The sequence below is a fragment of the Azohydromonas sp. genome, assembly GCF_035325925.1.
GTDB lineage: Bacteria > Pseudomonadota > Gammaproteobacteria > Burkholderiales > Burkholderiaceae_C > Calidifontimicrobium.
In genome coordinates this window covers 89,232-112,264 of the sequence record NZ_DAOKZA010000002.1, presented here as the reverse complement: position 1 = coordinate 112,264, position 23,033 = coordinate 89,232, and the positions used below count along the sequence as shown (strand labels likewise).

Sequence of the window (23,033 nt, the reverse complement as noted above, 5' to 3'; positions counted from 1 at the left end):
CTTCGGATGCGGTGCGGCCGCGGTCAGTACGAGATCGAGTCGGTCGTCTCGACGTCGTTGGCGCTGTCGTAGGCGTAGCCCGACAGCGCGACGCCGGTCACGCTGAACGTGAAGGTGCCGCTGCGGGCCTTCGAGTTCGCCGAGGTGAACGTCGCCACACCGTTGCTGCCGGTGACGACGCTGCCCGTGCCCGCGGTCAGCCCGCTCCACTTGCCGTTCACGGTCGCCCCCGGCACGGCATGGCCGTTGCCGTCGCGCACGGTCACCGCCGCGGTCGCGCGGGTCTGCGCCTTGGTCCGCGTCAGGCCCATCGCGATGGCGCCGACGTGCATCGGCACGGCCACGACCGGCGCCTCGGCGGTGATCGTCACGCTGCGCTGCGCCGTCAGGCCGCTGTCGTCGGTGACGGTGAGCACCGCGGTGTAGGTGGCGGCGCCCGGGTAGGTCTTCGCGGCCGTCGCGCCGGTGGCCGAGGTGCCGTCGCCGAAGTTCCAGGCGTAGGCGACGATCGAACCGTCGGGGTCCGACGAACCGGCGCCCGAGAAGCTCACCGCCAGCGGCACCGTGCCCCGGGTCGGGGCCGCGGCGATGACCGCGGCCGGCGGTTGTCCCGCGGTCGGCGCCACCGAGGCGGTCAGCGCGTACTGGCCGAGGCTGCCGTAGTTCGAGTAGCCGCCGTTGAGCGGGTCGCCCTTGCCGACGCCGCGCACGCTGAGGTGGTACGAACCGGCGGCGGGCAGCGTCGTGCTCAGCGAGGCGTTCAGCGCGTCCGCGGGGTTGGCGCTGGCGAGCAGCCGGCCGGAGGCGTCGTGCAGGTCGAGCTGCGCGTCGACGTTGGCCGAGCGCACCGCCGGCGCGAGGGCGAAGCTGGCGGCGCCGGCACCGGCCGTGAAGGCGAACACGTCGACGTCGCCCGGTCGTTCGATGACGCCGGTGACCGCCAGCGTCGTCACGCCGCCGGCCGTGCTGCCGACCACCGGCGTCGCGGCGCCGGCGTCGTTGCCGTGGTCGTCGGCACGGTGCGCCAGGCCGTTCTGGCCCATCACCACGTAGTCGTCCTGCTTCTGGTTCGCGCCGGCGTACTCGCCCTTGCTCCACTGCACCAGGCTCTTCGAGTAGCCCACGCCCATGATCGGCGCCCACCCGGTGGCGCCGCTGCCGTGGCCGCCGTAGTAGCCGGTGCCCGACGTGCCGTCGTGCAGCAGGCCCAGGTTGTGCCCGACCTCGTGCGACACCGCCTCGGCGACGTACTTCTCGTGGCCCGCGCCGAGCTGGTTGTAGAACACCAGCGCCGGCTTGTAGGTGTCGGACGTGTCGTCGAAGACGCCGATGTACGCGACGCCGCCGCAGCTGCAGCTGTACACGCCGGTGCTGTGCGTGATCAGCGCGGTGGTGCCGAACACGTCGTCGGCCGACCCGCTGCGCGTGAGCCGGTCGGCCGACGGTGGTTCGGTCGTCACGTTCACGTCGAACGGCGCGTAATCCTCGGCGACACGCTGCCAGATGTACTGGATGCGCTCGAGCTCGGCCTGCGAAAACGCGTAGGGCACGCCGTCGGTGTCGAACGGCAGCGCGGTGATCGTGTTGCCGTTGCTGTTCCACGCCGTGCCGCTGAGCACCGCGCCGCGGAAGTTGAGGTAGATCGTGCGCTTCGCGCCGGGGCGGCTGTGCAGCGCGAAGGTCTGGTCCAGCGGCGCCAGCGCGCCGCTCAGCGAGTCCGACGCGGCGCCGGCCGGCGTGCCGGCGGGCAGCGGCGCGTCGAGTTCCTCCTCGACGAACAGGCGGCCGCGCTGGTCGATCTTCAGCCTGCGGTCGGTGAGCAGCAGCTGGCGGAACTCGTCGGGCGACTTGCCGTACCACGCGGCCACCTCGGGCAGGCGGCTGCCGAGCAGGTCGATTGCGCGCTGGCCGTGCGACTTGCGCTCGGGCAGCTGGATCTGCGGGAACGGCGGTCTGGCCGGCGGCGCGGCCGCGCCCGGGGGGGAAGCCGGCTGCGCCAGGGCGGCGCTCGTCGCGGTGGCCAGCGCGAGCAGCGCCACCTGCAGGAATGCTCTCATGCGGGATCCTTCGAAGGGCGCGGTGCCTCGTCGCACCGCGTCGCCGATGTTGCGGGCGGCACACGGCAACCAGGCGCAAGCGTTTGTGAGTTCATCGCGGCCGGCACGTAACAGGCGCGCGGCGCGTGAAGGGCTGCGCACTGCGGCGCAGCGCCTGCCAGCGGGCGCTTCGATGGCACACTGCGCCCCCTTCGAACCCTTGCGCGACACGTTTGCCCTTGGACAAGATCCTGCTGCAGATCGCCGGCGAGCTGAAGGTACGCCCGGCGCAGGTGGCCGCTGCGGTCGACCTGCTCGACGGTGGCGCCACCGTGCCCTTCGTCGCCCGCTACCGCAAGGAGGCCACCGGCGGCCTCGACGACACGCACCTGCGCGAGCTCGAGGCGCGGCTGGCCTACCTGCGCGAGCTCGAGGACCGCCGCGCCACGGTGTTGCGCAGCATCGACGAGCAGGGTCGCCTCACGCCCGAACTGCGCGCCGCGATCGAGGCCGCGCCGACCAAGCAGGACCTCGAGGACCTGTACCTGCCGTACAAGCCGAAGCGCCGCACCAAGGGCGCGATCGCGCGCGACGCCGGGCTCGAGCCGCTGGCCGACCGCCTGTTCGCCGACCCGAGACTCGACCCGTTGGCCGAGGCCGCCGCGTTCGTCGACGCCGACGCCGGTTTCGCCGACGCGCACGCCGTGCTCGACGGCGTGCGCGACTTGCTCGCCGAGCGCTGGGCCGAGGACGCGACGCTGGTCGGCGCGCTGCGCGAGTGGCTGTGGGCCGAGGGCCGGCTGCAGGCGAGGCTCGCGTCGGGCAAGGATGCGCAGCAGGCCGACGTGGCCAAGTTCCGCGACTACTTCGAGTACGCCGAACCGATCGCGAAGGTGCCGTCGCACCGCGCGCTGGCGGTGTTCCGCGGCCGCGCGCTCGAGGTGCTCGACGCGCGGCTGGTGCTCGACGAGCAGGCCGAGCCGGGCACCCCGTCGCTGGCCGAGGGCCGCATCGCGCGCCACCTCGGCTGGAGCCACGCCGGCCGCGCCGGCGACGACCTGATCCGCAGGACCGTGGCCTGGGCCTGGAAGGTCAAGCTCAGCCTGAGCCTCGAGCGCGACCTGTTCGCGCGGGTGCGCGAAGCGGCCGAGGCGACCGCGATCAAGGTCTTCGCCGAGAACCTGCGCGACCTGCTGCTCGCCGCGCCGGCCGGCCCGCGCGTCGTCATGGGGCTCGACCCGGGCATCCGCACCGGCGTGAAGGTCGCGGTGGTGTCCGCCACCGGCAAGGTGCTCGACACCGCCACGGTGTTCCCGCACGAGCCGCGGCGCGACTGGGACGGCGCACTGCACACGCTCGGGCGGATGGTGTCCGCGCACGGCGTGACCCTGGTGGCGATCGGCAACGGCACCGCGAGCCGCGAGACCGACCGGCTCGCCGCCGACCTCGTCAGGCGCGTGCAGCAGCTGGTGCCCGGCGCGAAGCTCGACAAGGTCGTGGTCAGCGAGGCCGGTGCGTCGGTGTACTCGGCCAGCGCGCTGGCCAGCGCCGAGCTGCCCGACCTCGACGTCAGCCTTCGCGGCGCGGTGAGCATCGCGCGCCGCGTGCAGGACCCGCTGGCCGAGTTGGTGAAGATCGACCCGAAGAGCATCGGCGTCGGGCAGTACCAGCACGACGTCAACCAGGCCGAGCTCGCGCGCGCGCTCGCCGCGGCGGTCGAGGACTGCGTCAACGCGGTCGGCGTCGACCTGAACACCGCGTCGGTGCCGCTGCTGGCGCGCGTGTCGGGGCTGAGCGCGTCGGTGGCCACGGCGATCGTGCGCTGGCGCGACGCGCAGGGGGCGTTCCGCAACCGGCGGCAGCTGCTCGAGGTCGGCGGGCTCGGGCCGAAGACCTTCGAGCAGGCCGCCGGTTTCCTGCGCATCCGGGGCGGCGACAACCCGCTCGACATGACCGGCGTGCACCCCGAGAGCTACCCCGTGGTCGACCGGCTGCTCGCCGCCACCGGGCGCACGGTCGGCGAGCTGATGGGGTGCACCGACGTGCTCAAGGCGCTGCGGCCCGAGACCTTCGCCGACGAGCGTTTCGGCACGATCACCGTGCGCGACATCGTCGCCGAGCTCGAGAAGCCCGGGCGCGACCCGCGGCCGCACTTCCTGGTGGCGCGCTTCAACGACGGCGTCGAGGACATCAAGGATCTGAGCCCGGGCATGGTGCTCGCGGGCACGGTGAGCAACGTCGCGCAGTTCGGCGCCTTCGTCGACCTCGGCGTGCACCAGGACGGGCTGGTGCACGTCAGCCAGCTCGCCAAGACCTTCGTGCGCGACGCGCGCGAGGTCGTGAAGACCGGCGACATCGTCAAGGTCAAGGTGCTCGAGGTCGACATCGAACGCCGGCGCATCGCGCTGACGATGAGGCTCGACGCCTCGGTGCCGGCGCGCGACGCCGCCGGTGGCGATCGACCCGGCGCGCACCGCGAGCGCATGCGCGGCGACCAGGCGCGGCCGCAGGGCGCCATGGCGGCGGCGTTCGCGCGGCTGTCCGGCAAGCGGTGAGGCGCGCGCACCGGCGGCGTGTCGCCCGAGGGGGCTGCGCGCGATGAAGTCGCTCGAGGTGTTTGCCGGCCCCCGTGCACGCGCGCGCCTGCGCGAGGTCGGCCTGCGCGCGGCCGACGTGCGCGTCGTGCCGGCGGCCGCCGGCGGGCCGAAGGGGCTGGTGCTCAACCCGCTGGACCGTTTCGTCTTCGGCCACTGGCTGGCCGGCGCATCGCAGGTCGTGCACCTGGCCGGTGCGTCGATCGGCGCCTGGCGCATGGCCTGCGCCAGCCTGCCCGACGCCGACGCGGCGCTGGCACGGCTGGCCGACGACTACATCCACCAGCGCTACGAGCATGCACCGGGCAGGGCGCCGACGCCGCGCCACGTCAGCGCGGTGTTCGGCGCCAAGCTCGCCGAGCGCTTCGGTGGCCGCGAGGCGCAGGTACTCGGCAGCCCGCGCTACCGGCTGCACGTGTTCACCAGCCGCGGCCGGCACCTGCTGGGGCGCGAGGGCAGGCTGGGATCGCGGGTGACGACGCCGCTGGGCTACGTCGGCGCCTTCGCGACCAACGCCGTGAGCCGTCGCGCGATGGGCGGCTGGCTCGAGCGCGTGGTGTTCTCCGACCCGCGCGAGGCGCTGCCGCTGCACCTGCGCGACTACCGTACCCGCGTCGTGGCGCTCGACGCCGCGAACCTGCAGCCGAGCATCCTGGCGAGCTGCTCGATCCCGTTCTGGCTCGAGGCGGTGCGCGACGTTCCCGGCGCGCCGCCCGGCGCGTACTGGGACGGCGGCATCACCGACTACCACCTGCACCTCGACTACGCGTCGATGCACGAGGGGCTGGTGCTGTACCCGCACTTCCAGCGCCAGATCGTGCCCGGCTGGCTCGACAAGGCGCTGCGCCACCGTCACCGCGCCAGCGGGCGGCTGGCCAACGTCGTCGTGCTCGCGCCCAGCGCCGAGTGGATCGCGACGCTGCCGGGCGCGAAGCTGCCGGATCGCAACGACTTCAAAGTCTTCGGCGACGACTTCGACGGCCGCGTCGCGGTGTGGTCGCGCGCACTGGACGAGAGCCGGCGGCTGGCCGACGAGTTTGCCGACATGGTGCAGCGCGCGTCGATCGACGCGCAGCCGCTGGACTGAGCTGCGATTACAATCGCAGGCACCGTTTCACCAGCAAGAGCGAGAAAGGCAGCGACGGGTTATGACACCGCGAACTACGTTCACCACCTTCGGAGGTTGAGCCGCCGCGGTCGATCGCGCCCCTGTCCGTCGTCCGATCGAGCGCGGCCCGTCCGCGCTTTGTCGTCTCTGGAGCTGTCCCCATGATTTCCGTCCAGTTGCCCGATGGTTCGAAACGCGAGTACCCCGGCCCGGTCTCGGTGGCCGAGGTCGCGGCGTCGATCGGCCCCGGCCTGGCCAAGGCGGCGCTGGCCGGGCGCATCGGCCGCGGCACCGACGCCCGGCTGGTCGACACGAGCCACCGCATCGAAGCCGACGTCGAACTGGCGATCGTCACCGACAAGGACCCCGACGGCCTCGAGCTGATCCGCCACTCGACGGCGCACCTGCTGGCCTATGCGGTCAAGGAGCTGTTCCCCGACGCACAGGTCACGATCGGCCCGGTGATCGACAACGGCTTCTACTACGACTTCTCGTACAAGCGACCGTTCACGCCCGACGACCTGGCGGCGATCGAGCAGCGCATGCGCGAGCTCGCGGCCAAGGACGAGCCGGTGGTGCGCCGCGTGCTGCCGCGCGACGAGGCGGTGGCGCACTTCAAGGCGCAGGGCGAGCACTACAAGGCCGAGATCATCTCGAGCATCCCGCCGGGCGAGGAGGTCAGCCTGTACCGCGAAGGCGGCTTCGAGGACCTGTGCCGCGGGCCGCATGTGCCGAGCACGGGCCGGCTGAGGCACTTCAAGCTGATGAAGGTGGCGGGCGCCTACTGGCGTGGCGACCACCGCAACGAGATGCTGCAGCGCGTCTACGGCACCGCGTGGGCGACGAAGGACGACCTGCAGAAGTACCTGACGATGCTCGAGGAGGCCGAGAAGCGCGACCACCGCAAGCTCGGCCGCGAGCTCGACCTGTTCCACCTCGACGAGCATGCGCCGGGGCTCGTGTTCTGGCACCCGAAGGGCTGGGCGCTGTGGCAGCAGGTCGAGCAGTACATGCGCGCCGTCTACCGCGACAACGGCTACCTCGAGGTCAAGGGCCCGCAACTGCTCGAGAAGACGCTGTGGGAGAAGACGGGGCACTGGGACAAGTACCGCGAGAACATGTTCACGACGGAGTCGGAGAAGCGCGACTACGCGCTCAAGCCGATGAACTGTCCCGGCCACATCCTGATCTTCAAGCAGGGCGTCAAGAGCTACCGCGACCTGCCGCTGCGTTTCGGCGAGTTCGGCGCCTGCCACCGCAACGAGCCCACCGGCGGACTGCACGGCATCATGCGCGTGCGCGGCTTCACGCAGGACGACGGCCACGTCTTCTGCACCGAGGACCACATCCTGCCCGAGTGCGTGGCCTACACCGCGCTGCTGCAGAAGGTCTACGCCGACTTCGGCTTCACCGAGATCCTGTACAAGGTCGCGACGCGTCCCGAGCAGCGCATCGGCAGCGACGAGATCTGGGACAAGGCCGAGCATGCGCTGATGGAAAGCCTGCGCGCCTCGGGCTGCGAGTTCGTCATCGCGCCGGGCGACGGCGCTTTCTACGGGCCGAAGATCGAGTACACGCTGAAGGACGCGCTCGGCCGCGAGTGGCAGTGCGGCACGATGCAGGTCGACTTCTCGATGGCGCAGCGCCTGGGCGCCGAGTACGTCGCCGAGGACGGCAGCCGGCGCCACCCGGTGATGCTGCACCGCGCGATCGTCGGCAGCCTCGAGCGTTTCATCGGCATCCTGATCGAGCAGCACGCCGGCGCGCTGCCGGCGTGGCTGGCGCCGCTGCAGGTGGTCGTGTGCTCGATTGCCGAGGGCCAGTCCGACTACGCGGCGGACGTGGCGAAAACGCTTCAAAAACAAGGAGTTAGAGTCGAGGCGGATTTGCGCGCCGACAAGATCACGTATAAAATCCGCGCGCATTCGTTGCAGAAGGTGCCGTACATCCTCGTCGTGGGCGACAAGGAAAAGGCGAGCGGCGCCGTTGCGGTGCGCGCCCGGGGCAATCGGGATCTCGGCGTGATGTCGCTGGACGAGTTCATCGCGAAGCTCGCTGGCGACGTCGCGGCCAAGGTCTGAAGGCCGGGCGCGCGTTTCGTTTTTTTCATCGGACCGCGACTCGCCTGCGGTCCTCGAGAGGTTCGGACCATCGCTACTTTCTTCGACCGTCGTACGCCGAACGACATCCGCAAACACCGGTTGAACCGGGAGATCATGGCGCCGCAGGTGCGGCTCAACGGCCCGGACAACGAGCCGCTGGGCATCGTCCCGATCCAGGAGGCCCTGCGGCTCGCAGGCGAGTACGACGTCGATCTGGTCGAGATCGCCGCCCAGGCCGATCCGCCGGTGTGCCGGCTGATGGACTACGGCAAGTTCAAGTACCAGGAACAGAAGAAGGCGGCCGAGGCCAAGTCGAAGCAGAAGGTCATCGAGGTCAAGGAGGTCAAGTTCCGGCCCGGCACCGACGAGGGCGACTACGCGATCAAGATGCGCAACCTGCGCCGCTTCATCGCCGAGGACGGTGACAAGGGCAAGGTCACGCTGCGCTTCCGCGGCCGCGAGATCACGCACCAGGAGATCGGCATGCGGCTGCTCGAGCGCATCCGCGACGAACTGGCCGACGTGGCGGTGGTCGAGCACATGCCCAAGCTCGAGGGGCGGCAGATGATCATGGTGCTGGCGCCGAAGCGCAAGTAGCGCCGGCGACGTTCGGATGAAGGATTTCGCCGCCGCGGTCGGTCGCCGCGGCTGGCGAAGACAAGCCGCTGCAGGCCAACAAGCGCGCCGGGTGCCGGCGTCGCCTGCAGGGGTCACATAGAAGGAGCAGTCATGCCCAAGATGAAGACCAAGAAGAGCGCGGCCAAGCGGTTCCGCGTGCGCCCGGGAGGCACCGTCAAGCGCGGTCAGGCCTACAAGCGCCACATCCTCACGAAGAAGAGCACGACGCGAAAGCGCCAGCTGCGCGGCAGCGCCAACGTGCACGAGCGCGATACCGGCCACATCGCGGCGATGATGCCGTTCGCCGGTCTGTGACCGCCTGAGCACGAAAGGAGAACGAGCATGCCTCGCGTCAAACGTGGTGTCACCGCCCACGCCCGCCACAAGAAGATCCTGAAGCTCGCCAAGGGCTTCCGCGGCCGCCGCAAGAACGTCTTCCGCATCGCCAAGCAGGCGGTGATGAAGGCGGGCCAGTACGCCTACCGCGACCGCCGCACCCGCAAGCGCGTGTTCCGCGCGCTGTGGATCGCGCGCATCAACGCGGCCAGCCGCGAGCTCGGCGTGACCTACAGCAAGTTCATGGCCGGCCTGAAGAAGGCGCAGATCGACATCGACCGCAAGGTGCTGGCCGATCTGGCCGTCAACGACCCGGCTGCGTTCGGCAGCATCGTCGAGAAGGTGAAGGCCCAGCTCGCTTGACCCCGTCGCTCCGGCGTCGCCGCCGGGGTGCCGCAAGCATGAAGGCCGTCACCTTCGGGGGCGGCCTTTTTTTGTCTTTCGACTACCGATGAACGATCTCGACAACCTGGTGGCCGGCGCCACGACCGAGTTCAACGCGGCAACCACGCCGGCCGAACTGGAGAACGCGAAGGCGCGCTACCTCGGCAAGGCCGGCCGGGTGACCGAGCTGCTGAAGTCGCTGGCGGCGCTCGCGCCCGAGGCCAAGCGCGAGCGCGGCGCCGAGATCAACGCCGCCAAGCAGCGCATCGAGGCCGCGCTGCAGGCGCGCCGCCAGGCGCTGGCCGACGCCGAGCTCGAGCTTCAGCTGCGCGCCGAGGCGCTCGACGTGACGCTGCCCGGGCGTCGCCGCGGCAGCGGCGGGCTGCACCCCGTGAGCCGCACGATGGAGCGCATCGAGGCGATCTTCGCGTCGATGGGTTTCGACGTCGCCGAAGGCCCCGAGATCGAGAACGACTGGTACAACTTCACCGCGCTGAACACGCCCGAGGACCACCCGGCGCGCTCGATGCACGACACCTTCTACGTCGAGGGCGGCTACCTGCTGCGCACGCACACCAGCCCGATGCAGGTCCGACACGCGGTGCAGCACGTCAAGCGCCACGCCGGCGCCGATCCGATGCCCGAGATCCGCGTCATCGCGCCCGGGCGCACCTACCGCGTCGACAGCGACGCCACGCACTCGCCGATGTTCCACCAGTGCGAGGGGCTGTGGATCGGCGAGAACATCAGCTTCAAGGACCTGAAGGCGGTGTTTGCCGACTTCTGCCGCCGCTTCTTCGAGACCGACGACCTCGAACTGCGCTTCCGGCCCAGCTTCTTCCCGTTCACCGAGCCGTCGGCCGAGGTCGACATCGCGTTCTCGTCCGGTCCGCTGAAGGGCCGCTGGCTCGAGGTCTCGGGCGCCGGGCAGGTGCATCCGAACGTGGTGCGCAACTTCGGCCTCGACCCAGAGCGCTACATCGGCTTCGCGTTCGGCATGGGCCCGGACCGGCTGACGATGCTGCGCTACGGCGTGGGCGACCTGCGCCTGTTCTTCGACAACGACCTGCGCTTCCTGGCCCAGTTCCAGTGAGCCCCGCGCGCGAGTTCGAACACCATGCAATTCCCTGAATCCTGGCTGCGCGAGTTCTGCAACCCGCCGCTGAGCACGCAGGAGCTGGCCGACCTGCTGACCATGGCCGGCCTCGAGGTCGAGGAGCTGCGGGCGGTGGCGCCTGCGTTCTCGAAGGTCGTCGTCGGCGAGATCGTCGATGCCATGCCGCACCCCAATGCCGACCGGTTGCGCGTGTGCAAGGTCGCGGCAGGCGAACACACGGCCGGCGGACTGCTGCAGGTGGTGTGCGGCGCGCCCAACGCGCGCGCCGGCGTCCGCGTGCCGCTGGCGCTGGTCGGCGCGCAGCTGCCGCCCACCGAGCCGGGCGGCGCGCCGTTCGAGATCCGCGTCGGCCAGCTGCGCGGCGTCGACAGCCACGGCATGCTGTGCTCGGCGCGCGAGCTGAAACTCTCCGATGACCACGGCGGCCTGCTCGAACTGGCGAGCGACGCGCCGGTCGGCGCCGATCTGCGCGAGGCCCTGAACCTCGACGACACGCTGTTCACGCTCAAGCTCACGCCCAACCTGGCGCACTGCCTGAGCGTGTACGGCATCGCGCGCGAGGTCGCGGCGCTGACCGGAGCGCCGCTGAACACCCCGGCGATCGCCGCGGTGCAGCCACGCCACGGCGCGACGCTGCCGGTCGTCGTCGAGGCGAGCGACCTGTGCGGGCGCTTCTCGGGCCGCGTCGTGCGCGGCGTCGACACCACCGCGACGACGCCGGCGTGGATGGTCGAGCGCCTGGCGCGCTGCGGCCAGCGCAGCGTCACCGCGCTGGTCGACATCTCGAACTACGTGATGTTCGAGTACGGCCGCCCGTCGCACATCTTCGACCTCGACAAGATCCACGACAAGCTCGTCGTGCGCTGGGGTCGCCCCGGCGAGACGCTGAAGCTTCTCAACGGCAGCACGATCGAGGTCGACGAGCAGGTCGGCGTGATCGCCGACGCGCGGGCCGTCGAGTCGCTGGCCGGCATCATGGGCGGCGATGCCACCGCGGTCGCGGACGAGACGAGGAACGTCTACGTCGAGGCCGCGTTCTGGTGGCCGAAGGCGGTGGCGGGGCGGTCGCGGCGTTACAACTTCGCGACCGACGCCGGGCACCGCTTCGAGCGCGGCGTCGATCCGGCGCTGACGGTCGAGCACATCGAGCGCCTCACGCAGCTGATCGTCGACATCTGCGGCGGCGAACCGGGGCCGGTCGACGACCAGGTCGTGAACCTGCCGGCGCCGCCGCCGGTTGCTCTGCGCGTCGCGCGCGCGAGCAAGGTGATCGGCATGCCGGTGACGCAAGCGCAGTGCGCCGAGGTGTTCCGCCGGCTCGGCCTGCCGTTCGCCGAGGGCGACGGCACGCTGACGGTGACGCCGCCGAGCTGGCGCTTCGACCTGGCGATCGAGGAGGACCTGATCGAGGAGGTGGTGCGCGTGCTCGGCTACGACCGCCTGCCCTCGACGCCGCCGCTGGCGCCGGTGGTCGCCCACGTGAAGCCCGAACGCCTGCGCAGCGCGCACCGGCTGCGCCACCTGCTGGCCGCGCTCGACTACCAGGAGACGATCGGCTTCTCGTTCGTCGAGGAGCGCTGGGAGCACGAACTGGCCGGCAACCCGGACCCGATCAAGGTGCTCAACCCGATCGCCGCGCCGCTGGCGGTGATGCGATCGAGCCTGGTCGGCTCGCTGGTGCAGGTGCTGCGCCACAATCTGGCGCGCAAGACCGCGCGCGTGCGCGTGTTCGAGATCGGCCGCGTGTTCATGAAGGACGCCTCGGTGCGCGACGGCGACACCACGGTGGCCGGGGTGCACCAGCCGATGCGCGTCGCGGCGCTGGCGTACGGCGCGGCCGACGACCTGCAGTGGGGCGCGCGCGAGCGCACGGTCGACTTCTTCGACGTCAAGGGCGACGTCGAGGCGCTGTTTGCGCCGCGCGCGCCGCGTTTCGTTCCCGCGCCGCACCCGGCGCTGCACCCGGGGCGCAGCGCGCGCATCGAGGTCGACGGCAGGCCCGTAGGATGGGTCGGTGAACTGCATCCGAAGTGGCGCCAGGGCTACGACCTGCCGCACGCGCCGGTGCTGTTCGAGGTCGAGCTCGCGGCGCTGACCGCCCGCGAGGTGCCGCAGTTCGAGCCGCTGCCGCGGCAGCAGCCGGCGTGGCGCGACCTGGCGCTGGTGGTCGCCGACGGGGTGACCCACGACGCGCTGCTCGCCGCGATCGGCGCCGGCGACGGGCTGCTGCGTTCAGCGCGCCTGTTCGACCTCTACAAGCCGAGCCAGCCGGTGGCCGGCATCGGCGCGAACGAGCGCAGCCTGGCGGTGCGGCTGGAACTGCTCGACGACCACGCGACGCTGACCGACGAGCGCATCGATGCGGCGGTGGCGCAGGTGCTCGAGCGCCTGCAGCGCCAGCTCGGTGCGCGGCTGCGCGCCTGAACCGGCACGCCGATCGAAGAACGACCGAGGACAACGACGATGAGCGACGACCCGAGCCACGAGCCCCCCGCCGCGCCGGCGCGCGTGATCCTGCCCACGCTCGAGACGCCGACGCTGACCAAGGCCGACCTCGCCGAACTGCTGTTCGAGCGCCTGGGCCTGAACAAGCGCGAGTCCAAGGACATGGTCGAGGCCTTCTTCGACATCATTCACGCGTCGCTGGTCGAGGGTGGTGACGTCAAGCTCTCGGGATTCGGCAACTTCAACATCCGCCGCAAGGCGCCGCGACCGGGGCGCAACCCGCGCACCGGCGAGTCGATCCCGATCAAGGCGCGGCACGTCGTGACCTTCCACGCGAGCCACAAGCTCAAGGGCGTCGTGCAGGGCGACATCCCGACCGCGGGTGAGTTCGAGTAGAGTCCCGACGCCGTCGCCGCGACGCATCGATCCGCATGGACAAGGGCCTGCCGCCGATTCCCGCCAAGCGCTACTTCACGATTGGTGAGGTCAGCGAACTGTGCGGCGTCAAGCCCTACGTGCTGCGCTACTGGGAGCAGGAGTTCACGCAGCTCAAGCCGGTCAAGCGGCGCGGCAACCGGCGCTACTACCAGCACCACGAGGTGCTGCTGATCCGCCGCATCCGCGACCTGCTTTACGAGCAGGGCTTCACGATCAGCGGTGCGCGCAACCGGCTGGCCGAGGGCAGCGGGCGCGGGGCGTCGGCCGGTGCGGCCGCGGTCGCAGCGACCGACGCGCGCGACGAGGCCTGCGATGCCGACGCGCTGCCGCACGCCACCGCCGCCCCCGTGATCGAAGCAGGCGATGGCACCTTGTCGCTGGCGCGCGTGCGCACCGAGCTGCTCGCGATCCGCGACCTGCTCGGCGTCTGATCGGCGCGTCACCGAGGGTATACTTGCACGCTTCGTCGGGGCGTAGCGCAGCCTGGTAGCGCACTTGCATGGGGTGCAAGGGGTCGCGAGTTCGAATCCCGCCGCCCCGACCATCGAACCGCAGAGCCCGGTGTCCACAAGGCACCGGGCTTCTTGCTTCCAGGCACGGCGCGCGAGCGATGCGCCAGTGCTGAAGCTCAACGGTCACGTCGCGCTCGCCGCGTCAGCTCGACCGGGCACGCACCACACGCAGCGCTGCGGGCCGCACCGCCACCTCGACGACGCTCGCTTCGGGCAGTACCTCGCCGTCGGCGGCCAGCGGCAGCGGCGCGTCGGCTTCGATGCGCAGCGTCGTGAAGGTCGCATGCCGCACGCGCGGGTGGCCGAGGTGGCGGCCGAGCAGCAGCCGCGGCAGCATCGCCAGCGCGCCGGCGCGACCGAATCGGCCCGCGACGACCAGATCGAGCCGGCCGTCGTCGATCGCCGCCGGCGGGGCGACCGGCATGCCGCCTCCGTAGGTCGGCGTGTTGACCACCGAAGCGAACAGCACCTCGCCGTCGTGCACCGCGGCGCCGTCGGCGTGCACGCACACGCGCTGGCGCCGCAGTTGCGCGATCTCGGCCAGCGTGGCCAGCAGGTAGCGCGGCAGCCCGCCGAAGCCTCGCGGCATGCGCAGCGCGCGCGCCGAGACCGCAGCGTCGAAGCCGGCGCACAGGCTCGAGACGAACGGCCGCGCACCATGCACCGTGCGCAGCTCGCCGACGTCGACGGCGCGGGCCGGCCCGCCCAGCGCGTGCCTCAGCGCGTCGCGCCACGGCAGCCCGTGCAGCCCGAAAGCGCGCGCACTGTCGTCGCCGCTGCCCGCGGGCACCACGCCAAGCTCGTGGTCGCCCGCCAGCAGCGCGGGTAGCAGCTGGTGCAACGTGCCGTCGCCGCCGACGACGACCACGCGCGTGCGGCGCGGCAATGCGGCGACGGCGTCGCGCGCGGCGCCGGCGTCGTCGGTGGCGAGCCAGCGCGTGGCGGGGGTGGCGGCGGCCAGCGCGTCGCCGATGGCCGGCTCGAGCGCGCGTGCGCCGCGCGCACAGCGGTTGAGCAGCACCAGCGCCGCGACGGCGTCGGCGGCTGCCATCGCGGGCCGCGTCAGGCCTTCGGTGCGCGGGGCACGCGGCCCATCAGGTAGAACTCGTCGTTGGGCCGCATGCCCGCGACGTTGGCCATGCGGTTCGACAGGCCGAAGAACGCGGTGATCGCCGCGATGTCCCAGATGTCCTCGTCGTCGAAGCCGTGCGCATGCAGCGCGGCGAAGTCGGCGTCGTCGACCTCGTGCGAGCGCAGGCAGACCTTCATCGCGAAGTCGAGCATCGCGCGCTGGCGCGGGCTGATGTCGGCCTTGCGGTGGTTCACCGCGACCTGGTCGGCCACCAGCGGCTTCTTCTCGTAGATGCGCAGGATCGCGCCGTGCGCGACGACGCAGTACAGGCAGTGGTTCGCCGCGCTGGTGGCGGTGACGATCATCTCGCGGTCGCCCTTGGTCAGCGAGCCGCCGTCCTTGAGCATCAGCGCGTCGTGGTAGGCGAAGAAGGCGCGCCACTCGGCCGGCCGGTGCGCGAAGGCGAGGAACACGTTGGGCACGAAGCCGGCCTTGTCCTGCACCTCGAGGATGCGTGCGCGGATGTCTTCGGGCAGGTCGTTCAGCGCGGGCACCGGGTAGCGGCTGATCGGCGGGCGTTCGGTCATGGTCCTCAGCTCCTGAATTGAAGTCCGTGCAGTCTGGCATACAGGCCGCCCGCGGCGAGCAGCGCCGCCGGCGGGCCCTGTTCGACGATGCGGCCATGCTCCATCGCCACGACGCGGTCGGCGTGCTCGATGGTGCTGAGCCGGTGCGCGATGACGATCGTCGTGCGCCCGCGCATCAGCGTGTCCAGCGCGTCCTGCACCGCGCGTTCGGATTCGCTGTCGAGCGCCGAGGTGGCCTCGTCGAGGATCAGCACCGGCGCGTCCTTGTAGATCGCGCGCGCGATCGCCAGCCGCTGGCGCTGCCCGCCCGAGAGCTGGCTGCCGTTGTGGCCGATCGCACTGTCGATGCCCTGGGGCAGGCGCTCGACGAAGTCGAGCAGGTGCGCGCCGCGCAGCGCGTCGCGCACGCGATCGCGGTCGAGCGTGCCGCCGAGCGCGACGTTGGCGGCGACGCTGTCGTTGAACAGCACCACGTCCTGGCTGACCAGCGCGAACTGCCGGCGCAGCGCGTCGGTGTCCCACTGCGGCAGCACGACGCCGTCGAGCCGCACCTCGCCGGCGGTGGGTTCGACGAAACGCGGCAGCAGGTGCACCAGCGTCGACTTGCCGGCGCCCGACGGGCCCACCAGCGCCACGGTCTCGCCGGCGTGCAGCACCAGGTCCACGTCATCGAGCGCGCACGGCTGGTCGTCGGCGTAGCGCAGCGACACGCCGCGCAGCTCGATCTCGCCGCGCACGCGGCCCGAGGCCGGCGCGTGCGTGCCGCCGCGCTCGCGCGGGTGGTCGTCGAGCAGCGCGACGCCGCGTTCGAGCGCGGCGAGCCCTCGGGTGATCGGCGCGGCCACGTCGGACAAGTGCTTGATCGGCGAGAGCATCATCAGCATCGCGGTGACGAAGGCGACGAAGCTGCCCACCGTGACGCCGCCGTCGCGGCTCTGCCACAGCGCCAGCGCGATCACCGCCGACAGCGCGCAGGCGGCGAGCAGCTGGGTGATTGGCGACATCGTCGCGCCGGCGGCCACCGACTTCACGGTCAGGCGGCGCAGCTGTTCGCTGGCGCGAGCGAAACGCCCCGACTGCTCGGCCGCCGCGCCGTGCAGGCGCACGATGCGCCAGGCCAGCGCGTTCTCCTCGACCACGTAGGCGAGTTCGTCGTTGGCCGACAGCACCGCGCGCGTGAGCCGGTGCAACCGGCGACTGACGGTGCGGATCACGAACACGATCGCCGGCGCGAGCACCGCGACGAACAGCGTGAGCTTCCAGTTCAGCCACAGCAGGTAGCCCAGCAGCGCGAGCAGCGTCAGCGAGTCGCGCAGCAGGGTCAGGCTGGCGTTGACGAGCTGCTGCGCGCCTTGCTGCACTTCGTAGACCAGCGTGTTGGTCAGGCTGCTCGCCGACTGCCGCGTGAACAGCGCCGGCGCGGCGCGCATCAGGTGCGCGAACATCGCCTGGCGCAGCTCGAGCACGCCGCGCGTGGTGGCCCACGACAGCGCGTACTGGGTGACGAACGCGGCGCCGCCGCGCACCAGGAACAGCCCGATGATGGCCACCGGGATCGTCCACAGCGGGATGCCGCCGGCGCTGAACCCGCGGTCGAGCAGCGGCTGCAGCAGCGCCGGGATCATCGGTTCGGTCGCCGCGCCGACCACCGCGGCGGCGATGGCGGCGACGAATCCCTTGCGGCTCGAGCGGAAGTACGGGGCGATGCGCGCGAGGCGCTGGCGCAGGGTCGGCATGAGGGTGGCGGAACTGGCGCGGATTATCGCGGCAGGGCGTGCCTACAATGGCCGGCTTGTCGACCGAAGCCGCCGCACCGCTTCTCTGCTCATGCCGTTCGATCCCCGTCGACTGAACCTCTGCGCGCCGGCGGGGTCCTTCCCGACCATGACGAATCCGCAACGCAGAAGGTTCATCGGTGCGCTGGGCCTGGGCGCGGTGGCGCCGGCGCTGGCGCAGTTCCGCGTCGAGATCAGCGGCGTCGGCGCGACGCAGATCCCGGTGTCGGTGGCGCGCTTTCGCGACGAGGCCGCTGGCGGCCAGCCGATCGCCGCCATCGTGCGCGCCGACCTCGAACGCAGCGGGCTGTTCCGCGGCGTCGACGCGCCCGGAGTGCTCGACGAAACCTCGCTGCCGGTGATGGCCGAGTGGCGCGCGCGCGCCGTCGACGCGCTGGTGCTCGGCTCGGTGACCCGGCTCGCCGACGGGCGCTTCGACGTGCGCCACAAGCTGTGGGACGTGGTCAAGGGCGAGGACCTGGGCGGCAGCAGCCAGGCGGTGACGGCGGCCGACCTGCGGCTGGCGGCGCACCGCGTCGCCGATGCGGTGTACCGGCAACTCACCGGCGAGCCCGGCGTGTTCGCCACGCGGATCGCCTACGTGACGCGAAGCAACGGACGTTTCACCCTGCACGTGGCCGATGCCGACGGCGAGAACGCGCAGGTGGCGCTGGCCAGCCCCGAGCCGATCATCTCGCCGGCCTGGTCGCCCGACGGCAAGCAGCTGGCCTACGTGTCGTTCGAGTCGCAGAAGGCGGTGGTGTGGGTGCAGGAAGTGGCCAGCGGGCGCCGCCGCGTGCTGGCGAACTTCCGCGGCAGCAACAGCGCGCCGGCCTGGTCGCCCGACGGCAGCCAGCTGGCGCTGACGCTGTCGCGCGACGGCGGCTCGCACCTGTACCTGCTGGCTGCGGCCGGTGGCGAGCCGCGTCGGCTGACGCAGGGCACCTCGATCGAGACCGAGCCCGCGTTCACCGCCGACGGGCGCACGCTGTACTTCGTCAGCGACCGCGGTGGCAGCCCGCAGATCTACCGCATGCCGGTGGCCGGCGGTGCCGCCGAGCGCGTGAGCTTCGAGGGCAGCTACAACATCAGCCCGGCGATCAGCCCCGACGGGCGCACGCTGGCGTACGTCACGCGCAGCGGCAACGCGTTCCGGCTGATGACGATGGAGCTGGCCGGCGGCAAGGTGACCGCGCTGACCGACACCCAAGACGACGAGAGCCCGAGCTTCGCGCCGAACAGCCGCCTGGTCATCTACGCCACGCGCGCCGGCGGGCGCGACGTGCTGATGACCAGCACGCTCGACGGGCGCATCAAGACGCGCCTGGCCGCCTCGGGCGCCGACGTGCGCGAACCCGTGTGGGGGCCCTACGGGCGCTGACTTCGTGCCGCGCACGCCGCGCCGCCCGCACCCGATCGAACGTTTTCTTGAACCGAAGGGAGATCCAGCCATGACTTCGATGCGTGCAACCCTCGCCACCGGCCTGCTGGCCCTGGCCGCCCTCGGGCTGGCCGGGTGCTCGACGCCGGTGAAGCTCGACGACAAGGCGCCGCCGGTCGAGTCGCGCACGCCGGTGCCGGTGGACGGCGCCGCGGCCGGTGCGGCGGGCAGCGGCGCGACCGGTGCCGGTGCGGGCCAGTCGCAGGTCGCCAGCGTCGACCTGGGCCGGCAGGCCGCAGCCGCCACCACGCTCGACCGCGTCGTCTACTTCGATTTCGACAGCTACGTCGTCAAGGGCGAGTTCCAGCCGCTGGTCGAGGCGCACGCGAAGCGGCTCGTGGCCAACCGCAACCAGCGCGTCGTCATCGAGGGCCACACCGACGAGCGCGGCGGGCGCGAGTACAACCTGGCGCTGGGCCAGCGCCGCGCCGAGGCGGTGCTGCGCTCGCTGACGCTGCTCGGCGTCGACGACGCGCAGCTCGAGGCGGTGAGCTTCGGTGAGGAGCGCCCGGCCGTGGCCGCGAGCAACGAGGACGCGTGGGCGAAGAACCGGCGCGCCGAGCTGAAGGACCGCTGATGCCCGCGCCGCGATCGCTGGCCGCCGCGGCCGCGTTGCTGCTGTCGCTGCTGGGGGTTGCCCCCGTGGCGCAGGCGCAGCTGTTCCCCGACAACGAGGCGCGCAAGGCCATCGTCGACCTGCGCGCGAAGGTCGAACAGGACAACGAGCGGCTGCGCGCGCAGCTCGAGCAGCACACGCGTGCCAACGCCGACCTGCTCGAGCAGATCGGTCTGCTGCGCCGCGGGCTGGTCGACCTGAACGCACAGCTCGAGCAACTGCGTGGCGAGGTGGCGCGGCTGCGCGGCAGCGACGAGACGCTGGCGCGCGACATCGCCGAGTTGCAGCGCCGCCAGCTCGACCTGACGCAGGCCATCGACGAGCGGCTGCGCCGGTTCGAGCCGCAGAAGGTCACGCTTGACGGGCAGGAGTTCCTCGCCGAAGCGGCCGAGAAGCGCGACTACGACGCCGCGCTGGCGTTGCTGCGCGGCGCCGACTTCGCCGGTGCCGCCGACGCCTTCGCGGCGTTCGTCAAGCGCTGGCCCGACGGCGGCTATGCGCCGTCGGCGCGTTTCTGGCTGGGCAACGCGCTGTACGGCAAGCGCGACCACGCCGGCGCGATCGCGGTGCTGCGCGAGTTCGTCGCCAAGTCGCCGAACCACCCGCGCGCGCCCGAGGCGATGCTCGCGGTGGCCAACGCGCAGATCGAGACGAAGGACACGCGCGCGGCGCGCACGACGCTGACCGACCTGCAGAAGGCCTACCCGCGCTCAGAGGCCGCGGCGGCGGCGAAGGACCGTCTCGCCGCGCTGCGCTGAGCCGAGCGTGCCGGTCCCCGTGCGTACCCGCAGGGCGGGGTGGGCCGGTCTCTAGAATCATCCGATGGAGACCGTCGACGTCGCGTCGTTGACGCGGCACGTGTTGTGGGCCGTGTTCGTGCTGTCGGCGCTGTTCGGCGCGATCGCGCAGCGCACGCACTTCTGCACGATGGGCGCCGTCACCGACATCGTCAACTTCGGCGACTGGTCGCGCATGCGCATGTGGGTGCTGGCGATCGGCACCGCGATGATCGGCTTCAACGCGATGGTCGCGCTGGGCTGGGTGCGTGCCGGCGACAGCGTGTACGCCACCGAGCGACTGATCTGGCTATCCAACCTGGCCGGCGGAGTCGTCTTCGGCTTCGGCATGGTGCTGGCGTCGGGTTGCGGCAGCAAGTCGCTGGTGCGCGTGGGCGGCGGCAGCCTGAAGGCGCTGGTGGTGCTGCTCACGCTGTCGGTGACCTCGTACATGACGCTGCGCGGCATCACCGCCGTGTGGCGCGTCGACAGCGTCGACCGCGTCGCGCTGACGCTGCCCGCGGGGCAGGACCTGCCGTCGCTGCTGGCGCACGCCAGCGGCGCGCCGGTGCCGCTGCTGGCCGGCGTGCTGGGGCTGGCGTTCGGCGGCGCGCTGGTGGCATGGGCGCTCGCGCGCGCCGAGGGGCGCGCGCCCGAGACGCTGCTCGGCGGCGTGGGCATCGGCGCGGTGATCGTCGCGGTGTGGTGGGTGTCCGGGCGCATGGGCTTCGTGCCCGAGCACCCCGACACGCTCGAGCCGGTGTACCTGGCGACGAACACGCGCAGCATGGAGTCGCTGACCTTCGTCGCGCCGATCGCCTACGCGCTGGACTGGCTGATCCTGTTCAGCGACGCGAACAAGCGCCTGACGCTGGGCGTCGTCTCGGTGTTCGGCGTGGTTGCCGGGTCGGCGGCGTGGGCGCTGGCCAGCCGCACGTTCCGCTGGGAGGGCTTCGGCGGCGTCGAGGACCTGGCCAATCACATCGTCGGCGCTGCGCTGATGGGCATCGGCGGTGTCACCGCCTACGGCTGCACCGTGGGCCAGGGGCTGACCGGCGTGTCGACGCTGGCGCTGGGCAGCTTCATCGCGCTGGGCGGCATCGTCGGCGGCGCGGTGCTCGGCGTGCGCTACCAGGCGTGGCGGCTGGAGCGGCAGGCGTGAGCGCTGCGTCCGAGGGGTTGGCCGACGCGGGCAGCGTCGGTGGCGAAGAGGCCGACCTCGAGCGTCGGTTCGCCGGGCTGCGCCGCCTGTACGGCGACGACGGCTACCGCTTGCTGCGCGCCGCGCGCGTGGCGCTGGTGGGTGTCGGCGGCGTCGGGTCGTGGGCCGCCGAGGCGTTGGCGCGCTGCGGCGTGGCCGGTCTGACGCTGATCGACCTGGACCACGTCAGCGAGTCCAACATCCACCGCCAGGTGCAGGCCCGCGGCGCCACCGTGGGGCAGGCCAAGGTACTGGCGTTGCGCGAGCGGCTGGCCGACATCCACCCCGGTTGCGACGTGCAGGCGGTGGAGGAGTTCGTCGACGCGGCGAATTGGCCCGCGCTGCTGCCGCAGCCGGTCGATGTGGTGATCGACGCCTGCGACGGCATTGGTGCCAAGTTGACGCTGGCCGCCTGGGCGATGCGCAGCGGCGTGCCCTTCGTCGGCGTCGGTGCAGCCGGCGGCAAGCTCTCGGCGCAGGCGGTCGCGGTCGACGACCTGGCCCACGTCACGCACGACCCGCTGCTGGCGTCGCTGCGCCAGCGCCTGCGCCGCGACCACGGTGCGCCGCGCGGCGGCGAGGCGATGGGGCTGCGCTGCGTGTACTCGAAGGAGCGCGTGCACCGGCCGGCCGACGGCGGCGACGTCGACGGCAGCCTGAACTGCGCCGGCTACGGGTCGACCGTCACGGTGACCGCGACCTTCGGCCTGGTGGCCGCCGGCGAGGCGGTGCGACAGCTGCTGTGGGCGCTGCCGGCGCTGCGATCGAGATGGCTATAATTCGCGGCGCTGCCAACGGGGGTCGTTAGCTCAGCTGGTAGAGCAGCGGACTTTTAATCCGTTGGTCGCAGGTTCGAATCCTGCACGACCCACCACCGGATCGAAGGTCCGGCGCAGACGACACGCCGCGAGGCAACGGGCTCTTAGCTCAGCTGGTAGAGCAGCGGACTCTTAATCCGTTGGTCGTAGGTTCGAATCCTACAGGGCCCACCAAGACACACCCGAGCGGCTCACGCAGCGACGCGTGGGCCGTCTTGCCATCGGCTGCTGCCGGTTCGACGGCGCGGTCAGCTCATGGACCCCCGTGTGCGTCGCATCCCGATCAGCCCCGCCAGGCCTGCGCAGAGAAGCAGCGCGGTCGCGGGCTCGGGGACGGCGGTGATGGCGAGCGACAAGCCCGTCATGTCGCCCTGGTAGTCGTATAGCGGGCCGACATCGGTCGCCGGCCCGACGGCGAAGTCCAGCGTATCCCCAGCCGCGAAGAACCGCCTGCCCGCGAAGAGCTGTTGTGCCGAAGGGCCCACGATGTAGGCGTCGAGCAGCGCGACCTCGTTGAGCAGCACGTGCACGTCCGTGGTTGTGCCCGGCTCGAAGTTGGCGAACCCGAACCCGAAGAACCGGGCATCAACCTCGTACATCCCGTCGGCGGGCGCTGTCCAGCGCAGCACCGAATACGGCAGCTTGTTGTACTGCTCGTACGGGTACGTGATCACGCCCGGGTGCATCAGCAGGTGCGAGGAAATTCCGTCGTACGCGATCCACGGCTCGATGCCCCAGACCTGTGAGTAGATCAGGAATCCAGTTCGAACCATGTATCGTTCCCGCCGTCGACCTTCGTGCGCGAGTAGGGAGTGAAGGCGCCGCCGACCTGCTGCTTCGCGCCGTACGACCAGACCCCGTTCGGATTGTTCGTTGCAGAAAAGTCCGCGGCCGCGTCGTAGACGACGGTTCCGGCAACGGCTGCGCTTGCGCACAAACCGATCAGCAGTGACAGCGCGTGGCCGACCACCCAACTCCGAATGCCTGACCGCCTCATGTGTGGACCTCCGCAAACCTCGATCTCTCGAACTCATGACAGCATGACCTTCGCACGGCG

At 71.5% G+C, this 23,033-nt stretch carries 21 protein-coding genes and 3 tRNA genes; 18 read left to right on the top strand and 6 right to left on the bottom strand.

What is annotated here, in order from left to right; translation table 11 throughout:
- Positions 1–23: 23 nt before the first annotated feature.
- Positions 24–2,057 carry a PKD domain-containing protein gene (locus PKC53_RS01560; protein WP_324425595.1) on the bottom strand — a complete coding sequence of 678 codons (2,034 nt, stop codon included), beginning with the start codon at positions 2,055–2,057 and terminating at the stop codon, positions 24–26.
- A gap of 218 nt (positions 2,058–2,275) precedes the next feature.
- Here PKC53_RS01560 and PKC53_RS01555 point away from each other — a divergent pair, with 218 nt between their 5' ends.
- From PKC53_RS01555 to PKC53_RS01505, 11 genes are all read left to right on the top strand, one after another.
- On the top strand, positions 2,276–4,591 hold the full coding sequence (locus PKC53_RS01555) for a Tex family protein (protein WP_324425593.1): 2,316 nt from the start codon (positions 2,276–2,278) through the stop codon (positions 4,589–4,591).
- A gap of 43 nt (positions 4,592–4,634) precedes the next feature.
- Positions 4,635–5,717, top strand: a complete 1,083-nt coding sequence (locus PKC53_RS01550) for a phospholipase (RefSeq protein ID WP_324425591.1) — start codon at positions 4,635–4,637, stop codon at positions 5,715–5,717.
- A gap of 182 nt (positions 5,718–5,899) precedes the next feature.
- Positions 5,900–7,819, top strand: coding sequence for a threonine--tRNA ligase (gene thrS / locus PKC53_RS01545; protein WP_324425589.1), 1,920 nt, complete (start codon positions 5,900–5,902; stop codon positions 7,817–7,819).
- Positions 7,820–7,939: 120 nt separating this feature from the next.
- On the top strand, positions 7,940–8,437 hold the full coding sequence (gene infC, locus PKC53_RS01540; RefSeq protein ID WP_324425587.1) for a translation initiation factor IF-3: 498 nt from the start codon (positions 7,940–7,942) through the stop codon (positions 8,435–8,437).
- A 132-nt stretch (positions 8,438–8,569) separates the two neighbouring features.
- Entirely contained in the window at positions 8,570–8,773 is a 204-nt protein-coding gene (gene rpmI / locus PKC53_RS01535) for a 50S ribosomal protein L35 (protein WP_324425585.1), read from the top strand.
- A 27-nt stretch (positions 8,774–8,800) separates the two neighbouring features.
- Positions 8,801–9,157: a 50S ribosomal protein L20 gene (gene rplT, locus PKC53_RS01530; protein ID WP_324425583.1), complete on the top strand. Its 357-nt coding sequence runs from the start codon at positions 8,801–8,803 to the stop codon at positions 9,155–9,157.
- Positions 9,158–9,245: 88 nt separating this feature from the next.
- Entirely contained in the window at positions 9,246–10,271 is a 1,026-nt protein-coding gene (gene pheS / locus PKC53_RS01525; protein WP_324425581.1) for a phenylalanine--tRNA ligase subunit alpha, read from the top strand.
- 24 nt (positions 10,272–10,295) lie between these two features.
- Positions 10,296–12,719: a phenylalanine--tRNA ligase subunit beta gene (gene pheT / locus PKC53_RS01520; protein ID WP_324425579.1), complete on the top strand. Its 2,424-nt coding sequence runs from the start codon at positions 10,296–10,298 to the stop codon at positions 12,717–12,719.
- A gap of 39 nt (positions 12,720–12,758) precedes the next feature.
- The gene (locus tag PKC53_RS01515) at positions 12,759–13,136 is read left to right on the top strand and encodes an integration host factor subunit alpha (protein ID WP_324425577.1); all 378 of its coding nucleotides are present in this window, start codon (positions 12,759–12,761) and stop codon (positions 13,134–13,136) included.
- A gap of 35 nt (positions 13,137–13,171) precedes the next feature.
- On the top strand, positions 13,172–13,609 hold the full coding sequence (locus PKC53_RS01510) for a MerR family transcriptional regulator (protein ID WP_324425575.1): 438 nt from the start codon (positions 13,172–13,174) through the stop codon (positions 13,607–13,609).
- Positions 13,610–13,645: 36 nt separating this feature from the next.
- Positions 13,646–13,722: transfer RNA gene (locus PKC53_RS01505), tRNA-Pro, on the top strand.
- 110 nt (positions 13,723–13,832) lie between these two features.
- Here the strand turns inward: PKC53_RS01505 and PKC53_RS01500 are convergent.
- From PKC53_RS01500 to msbA, 3 genes are read right to left on the bottom strand one after another with little or no spacing between them, the layout of a single operon-like run.
- Complete coding sequence (locus tag PKC53_RS01500) at positions 13,833–14,741, bottom strand: diacylglycerol kinase family protein (RefSeq protein WP_324425573.1); 909 nt, start codon at positions 14,739–14,741, stop codon at positions 13,833–13,835.
- A gap of 11 nt (positions 14,742–14,752) precedes the next feature.
- Positions 14,753–15,349 carry a peroxidase-related enzyme gene (locus PKC53_RS01495; protein ID WP_324425571.1) on the bottom strand — a complete coding sequence of 199 codons (597 nt, stop codon included), beginning with the start codon at positions 15,347–15,349 and terminating at the stop codon, positions 14,753–14,755.
- A gap of 5 nt (positions 15,350–15,354) precedes the next feature.
- Positions 15,355–17,085 carry a lipid A export permease/ATP-binding protein MsbA gene (msbA, locus tag PKC53_RS01490; RefSeq protein WP_324425569.1) on the bottom strand — a complete coding sequence of 577 codons (1,731 nt, stop codon included), beginning with the start codon at positions 17,083–17,085 and terminating at the stop codon, positions 15,355–15,357.
- A 148-nt stretch (positions 17,086–17,233) separates the two neighbouring features.
- Between msbA and tolB the strand changes: the two genes are divergently transcribed.
- From tolB to PKC53_RS01455, 7 genes are all read left to right on the top strand, one after another.
- Positions 17,234–18,505, top strand: coding sequence for a Tol-Pal system beta propeller repeat protein TolB (tolB, locus tag PKC53_RS01485; RefSeq protein WP_324425567.1), 1,272 nt, complete (start codon positions 17,234–17,236; stop codon positions 18,503–18,505).
- A 70-nt stretch (positions 18,506–18,575) separates the two neighbouring features.
- Complete coding sequence (pal, locus tag PKC53_RS01480) at positions 18,576–19,142, top strand: peptidoglycan-associated lipoprotein Pal (RefSeq protein WP_324425565.1); 567 nt, start codon at positions 18,576–18,578, stop codon at positions 19,140–19,142.
- Positions 19,142–19,939, top strand: a complete 798-nt coding sequence (gene ybgF / locus PKC53_RS01475; RefSeq protein ID WP_324425563.1) for a tol-pal system protein YbgF — start codon at positions 19,142–19,144, stop codon at positions 19,937–19,939. Before pal ends, ybgF begins: the two co-directional genes overlap by 1 nt.
- A 64-nt stretch (positions 19,940–20,003) precedes the next feature.
- Positions 20,004–21,119, top strand: coding sequence for a YeeE/YedE family protein (locus tag PKC53_RS01470; protein WP_324425561.1), 1,116 nt, complete (start codon positions 20,004–20,006; stop codon positions 21,117–21,119).
- Positions 21,116–21,937: a tRNA threonylcarbamoyladenosine dehydratase gene (locus PKC53_RS01465; RefSeq protein WP_324425559.1), complete on the top strand. Its 822-nt coding sequence runs from the start codon at positions 21,116–21,118 to the stop codon at positions 21,935–21,937. Before PKC53_RS01470 ends, PKC53_RS01465 begins: the two co-directional genes overlap by 4 nt.
- Positions 21,938–21,956: 19 nt before the next feature.
- Positions 21,957–22,032, top strand: a tRNA-Lys gene (locus PKC53_RS01460).
- Positions 22,033–22,074: 42 nt separating this feature from the next.
- A tRNA-Lys gene (locus tag PKC53_RS01455) sits at positions 22,075–22,150 on the top strand.
- A gap of 74 nt (positions 22,151–22,224) precedes the next feature.
- On the opposite strand, the gene PKC53_RS01450 is transcribed toward PKC53_RS01455, so the two are convergent.
- Positions 22,225–22,749: a PEP-CTERM sorting domain-containing protein gene (locus PKC53_RS01450; protein ID WP_324425557.1), complete on the bottom strand. Its 525-nt coding sequence runs from the start codon at positions 22,747–22,749 to the stop codon at positions 22,225–22,227.
- A complete protein-coding gene (locus tag PKC53_RS01445) occupies positions 22,728–22,946 on the bottom strand; it encodes a hypothetical protein (protein ID WP_324425555.1) in 219 nt (72 codons plus the stop codon). Before PKC53_RS01445 ends, PKC53_RS01450 begins: the two co-directional genes overlap by 22 nt.
- Positions 22,947–23,033 lie beyond the last annotated feature (87 nt).

Bases quoted from the DNA above. Each gene is read 5' to 3' on its own strand.
- PKC53_RS01500 (WP_324425573.1), bottom strand. From the start codon at position 14,741: ATGGCAGCCGCCGACGCCGTCGCGGCGCTGGTGCTGCTCAACCGCTGT.
- tolB (WP_324425567.1), top strand. From the start codon at position 17,234: ATGACGAATCCGCAACGCAGAAGGTTCATCGGTGCGCTGGGCCTGGGC.
- rplT (WP_324425583.1), top strand. From the start codon at position 8,801: ATGCCTCGCGTCAAACGTGGTGTCACCGCCCACGCCCGCCACAAGAAG.
- PKC53_RS01560 (WP_324425595.1), bottom strand. From the start codon at position 2,057: ATGAGAGCATTCCTGCAGGTGGCGCTGCTCGCGCTGGCCACCGCGACG.
- PKC53_RS01510 (WP_324425575.1), top strand. From the start codon at position 13,172: ATGGACAAGGGCCTGCCGCCGATTCCCGCCAAGCGCTACTTCACGATT.
- msbA (WP_324425569.1), bottom strand. From the start codon at position 17,085: ATGCCGACCCTGCGCCAGCGCCTCGCGCGCATCGCCCCGTACTTCCGC.
- PKC53_RS01515 (WP_324425577.1), top strand. From the start codon at position 12,759: ATGAGCGACGACCCGAGCCACGAGCCCCCCGCCGCGCCGGCGCGCGTG.
- ybgF (WP_324425563.1), top strand. From the start codon at position 19,142: ATGCCCGCGCCGCGATCGCTGGCCGCCGCGGCCGCGTTGCTGCTGTCG.
- PKC53_RS01495 (WP_324425571.1), bottom strand. From the start codon at position 15,349: ATGACCGAACGCCCGCCGATCAGCCGCTACCCGGTGCCCGCGCTGAAC.
- PKC53_RS01450 (WP_324425557.1), bottom strand. From the start codon at position 22,749: ATGGTTCGAACTGGATTCCTGATCTACTCACAGGTCTGGGGCATCGAG.
- pheT (WP_324425579.1), top strand. From the start codon at position 10,296: ATGCAATTCCCTGAATCCTGGCTGCGCGAGTTCTGCAACCCGCCGCTG.
- thrS (WP_324425589.1), top strand. From the start codon at position 5,900: ATGATTTCCGTCCAGTTGCCCGATGGTTCGAAACGCGAGTACCCCGGC.
- pal (WP_324425565.1), top strand. From the start codon at position 18,576: ATGACTTCGATGCGTGCAACCCTCGCCACCGGCCTGCTGGCCCTGGCC.
- PKC53_RS01470 (WP_324425561.1), top strand. From the start codon at position 20,004: ATGGAGACCGTCGACGTCGCGTCGTTGACGCGGCACGTGTTGTGGGCC.
- PKC53_RS01550 (WP_324425591.1), top strand. From the start codon at position 4,635: ATGAAGTCGCTCGAGGTGTTTGCCGGCCCCCGTGCACGCGCGCGCCTG.
- rpmI (WP_324425585.1), top strand. From the start codon at position 8,570: ATGCCCAAGATGAAGACCAAGAAGAGCGCGGCCAAGCGGTTCCGCGTG.
- pheS (WP_324425581.1), top strand. From the start codon at position 9,246: ATGAACGATCTCGACAACCTGGTGGCCGGCGCCACGACCGAGTTCAAC.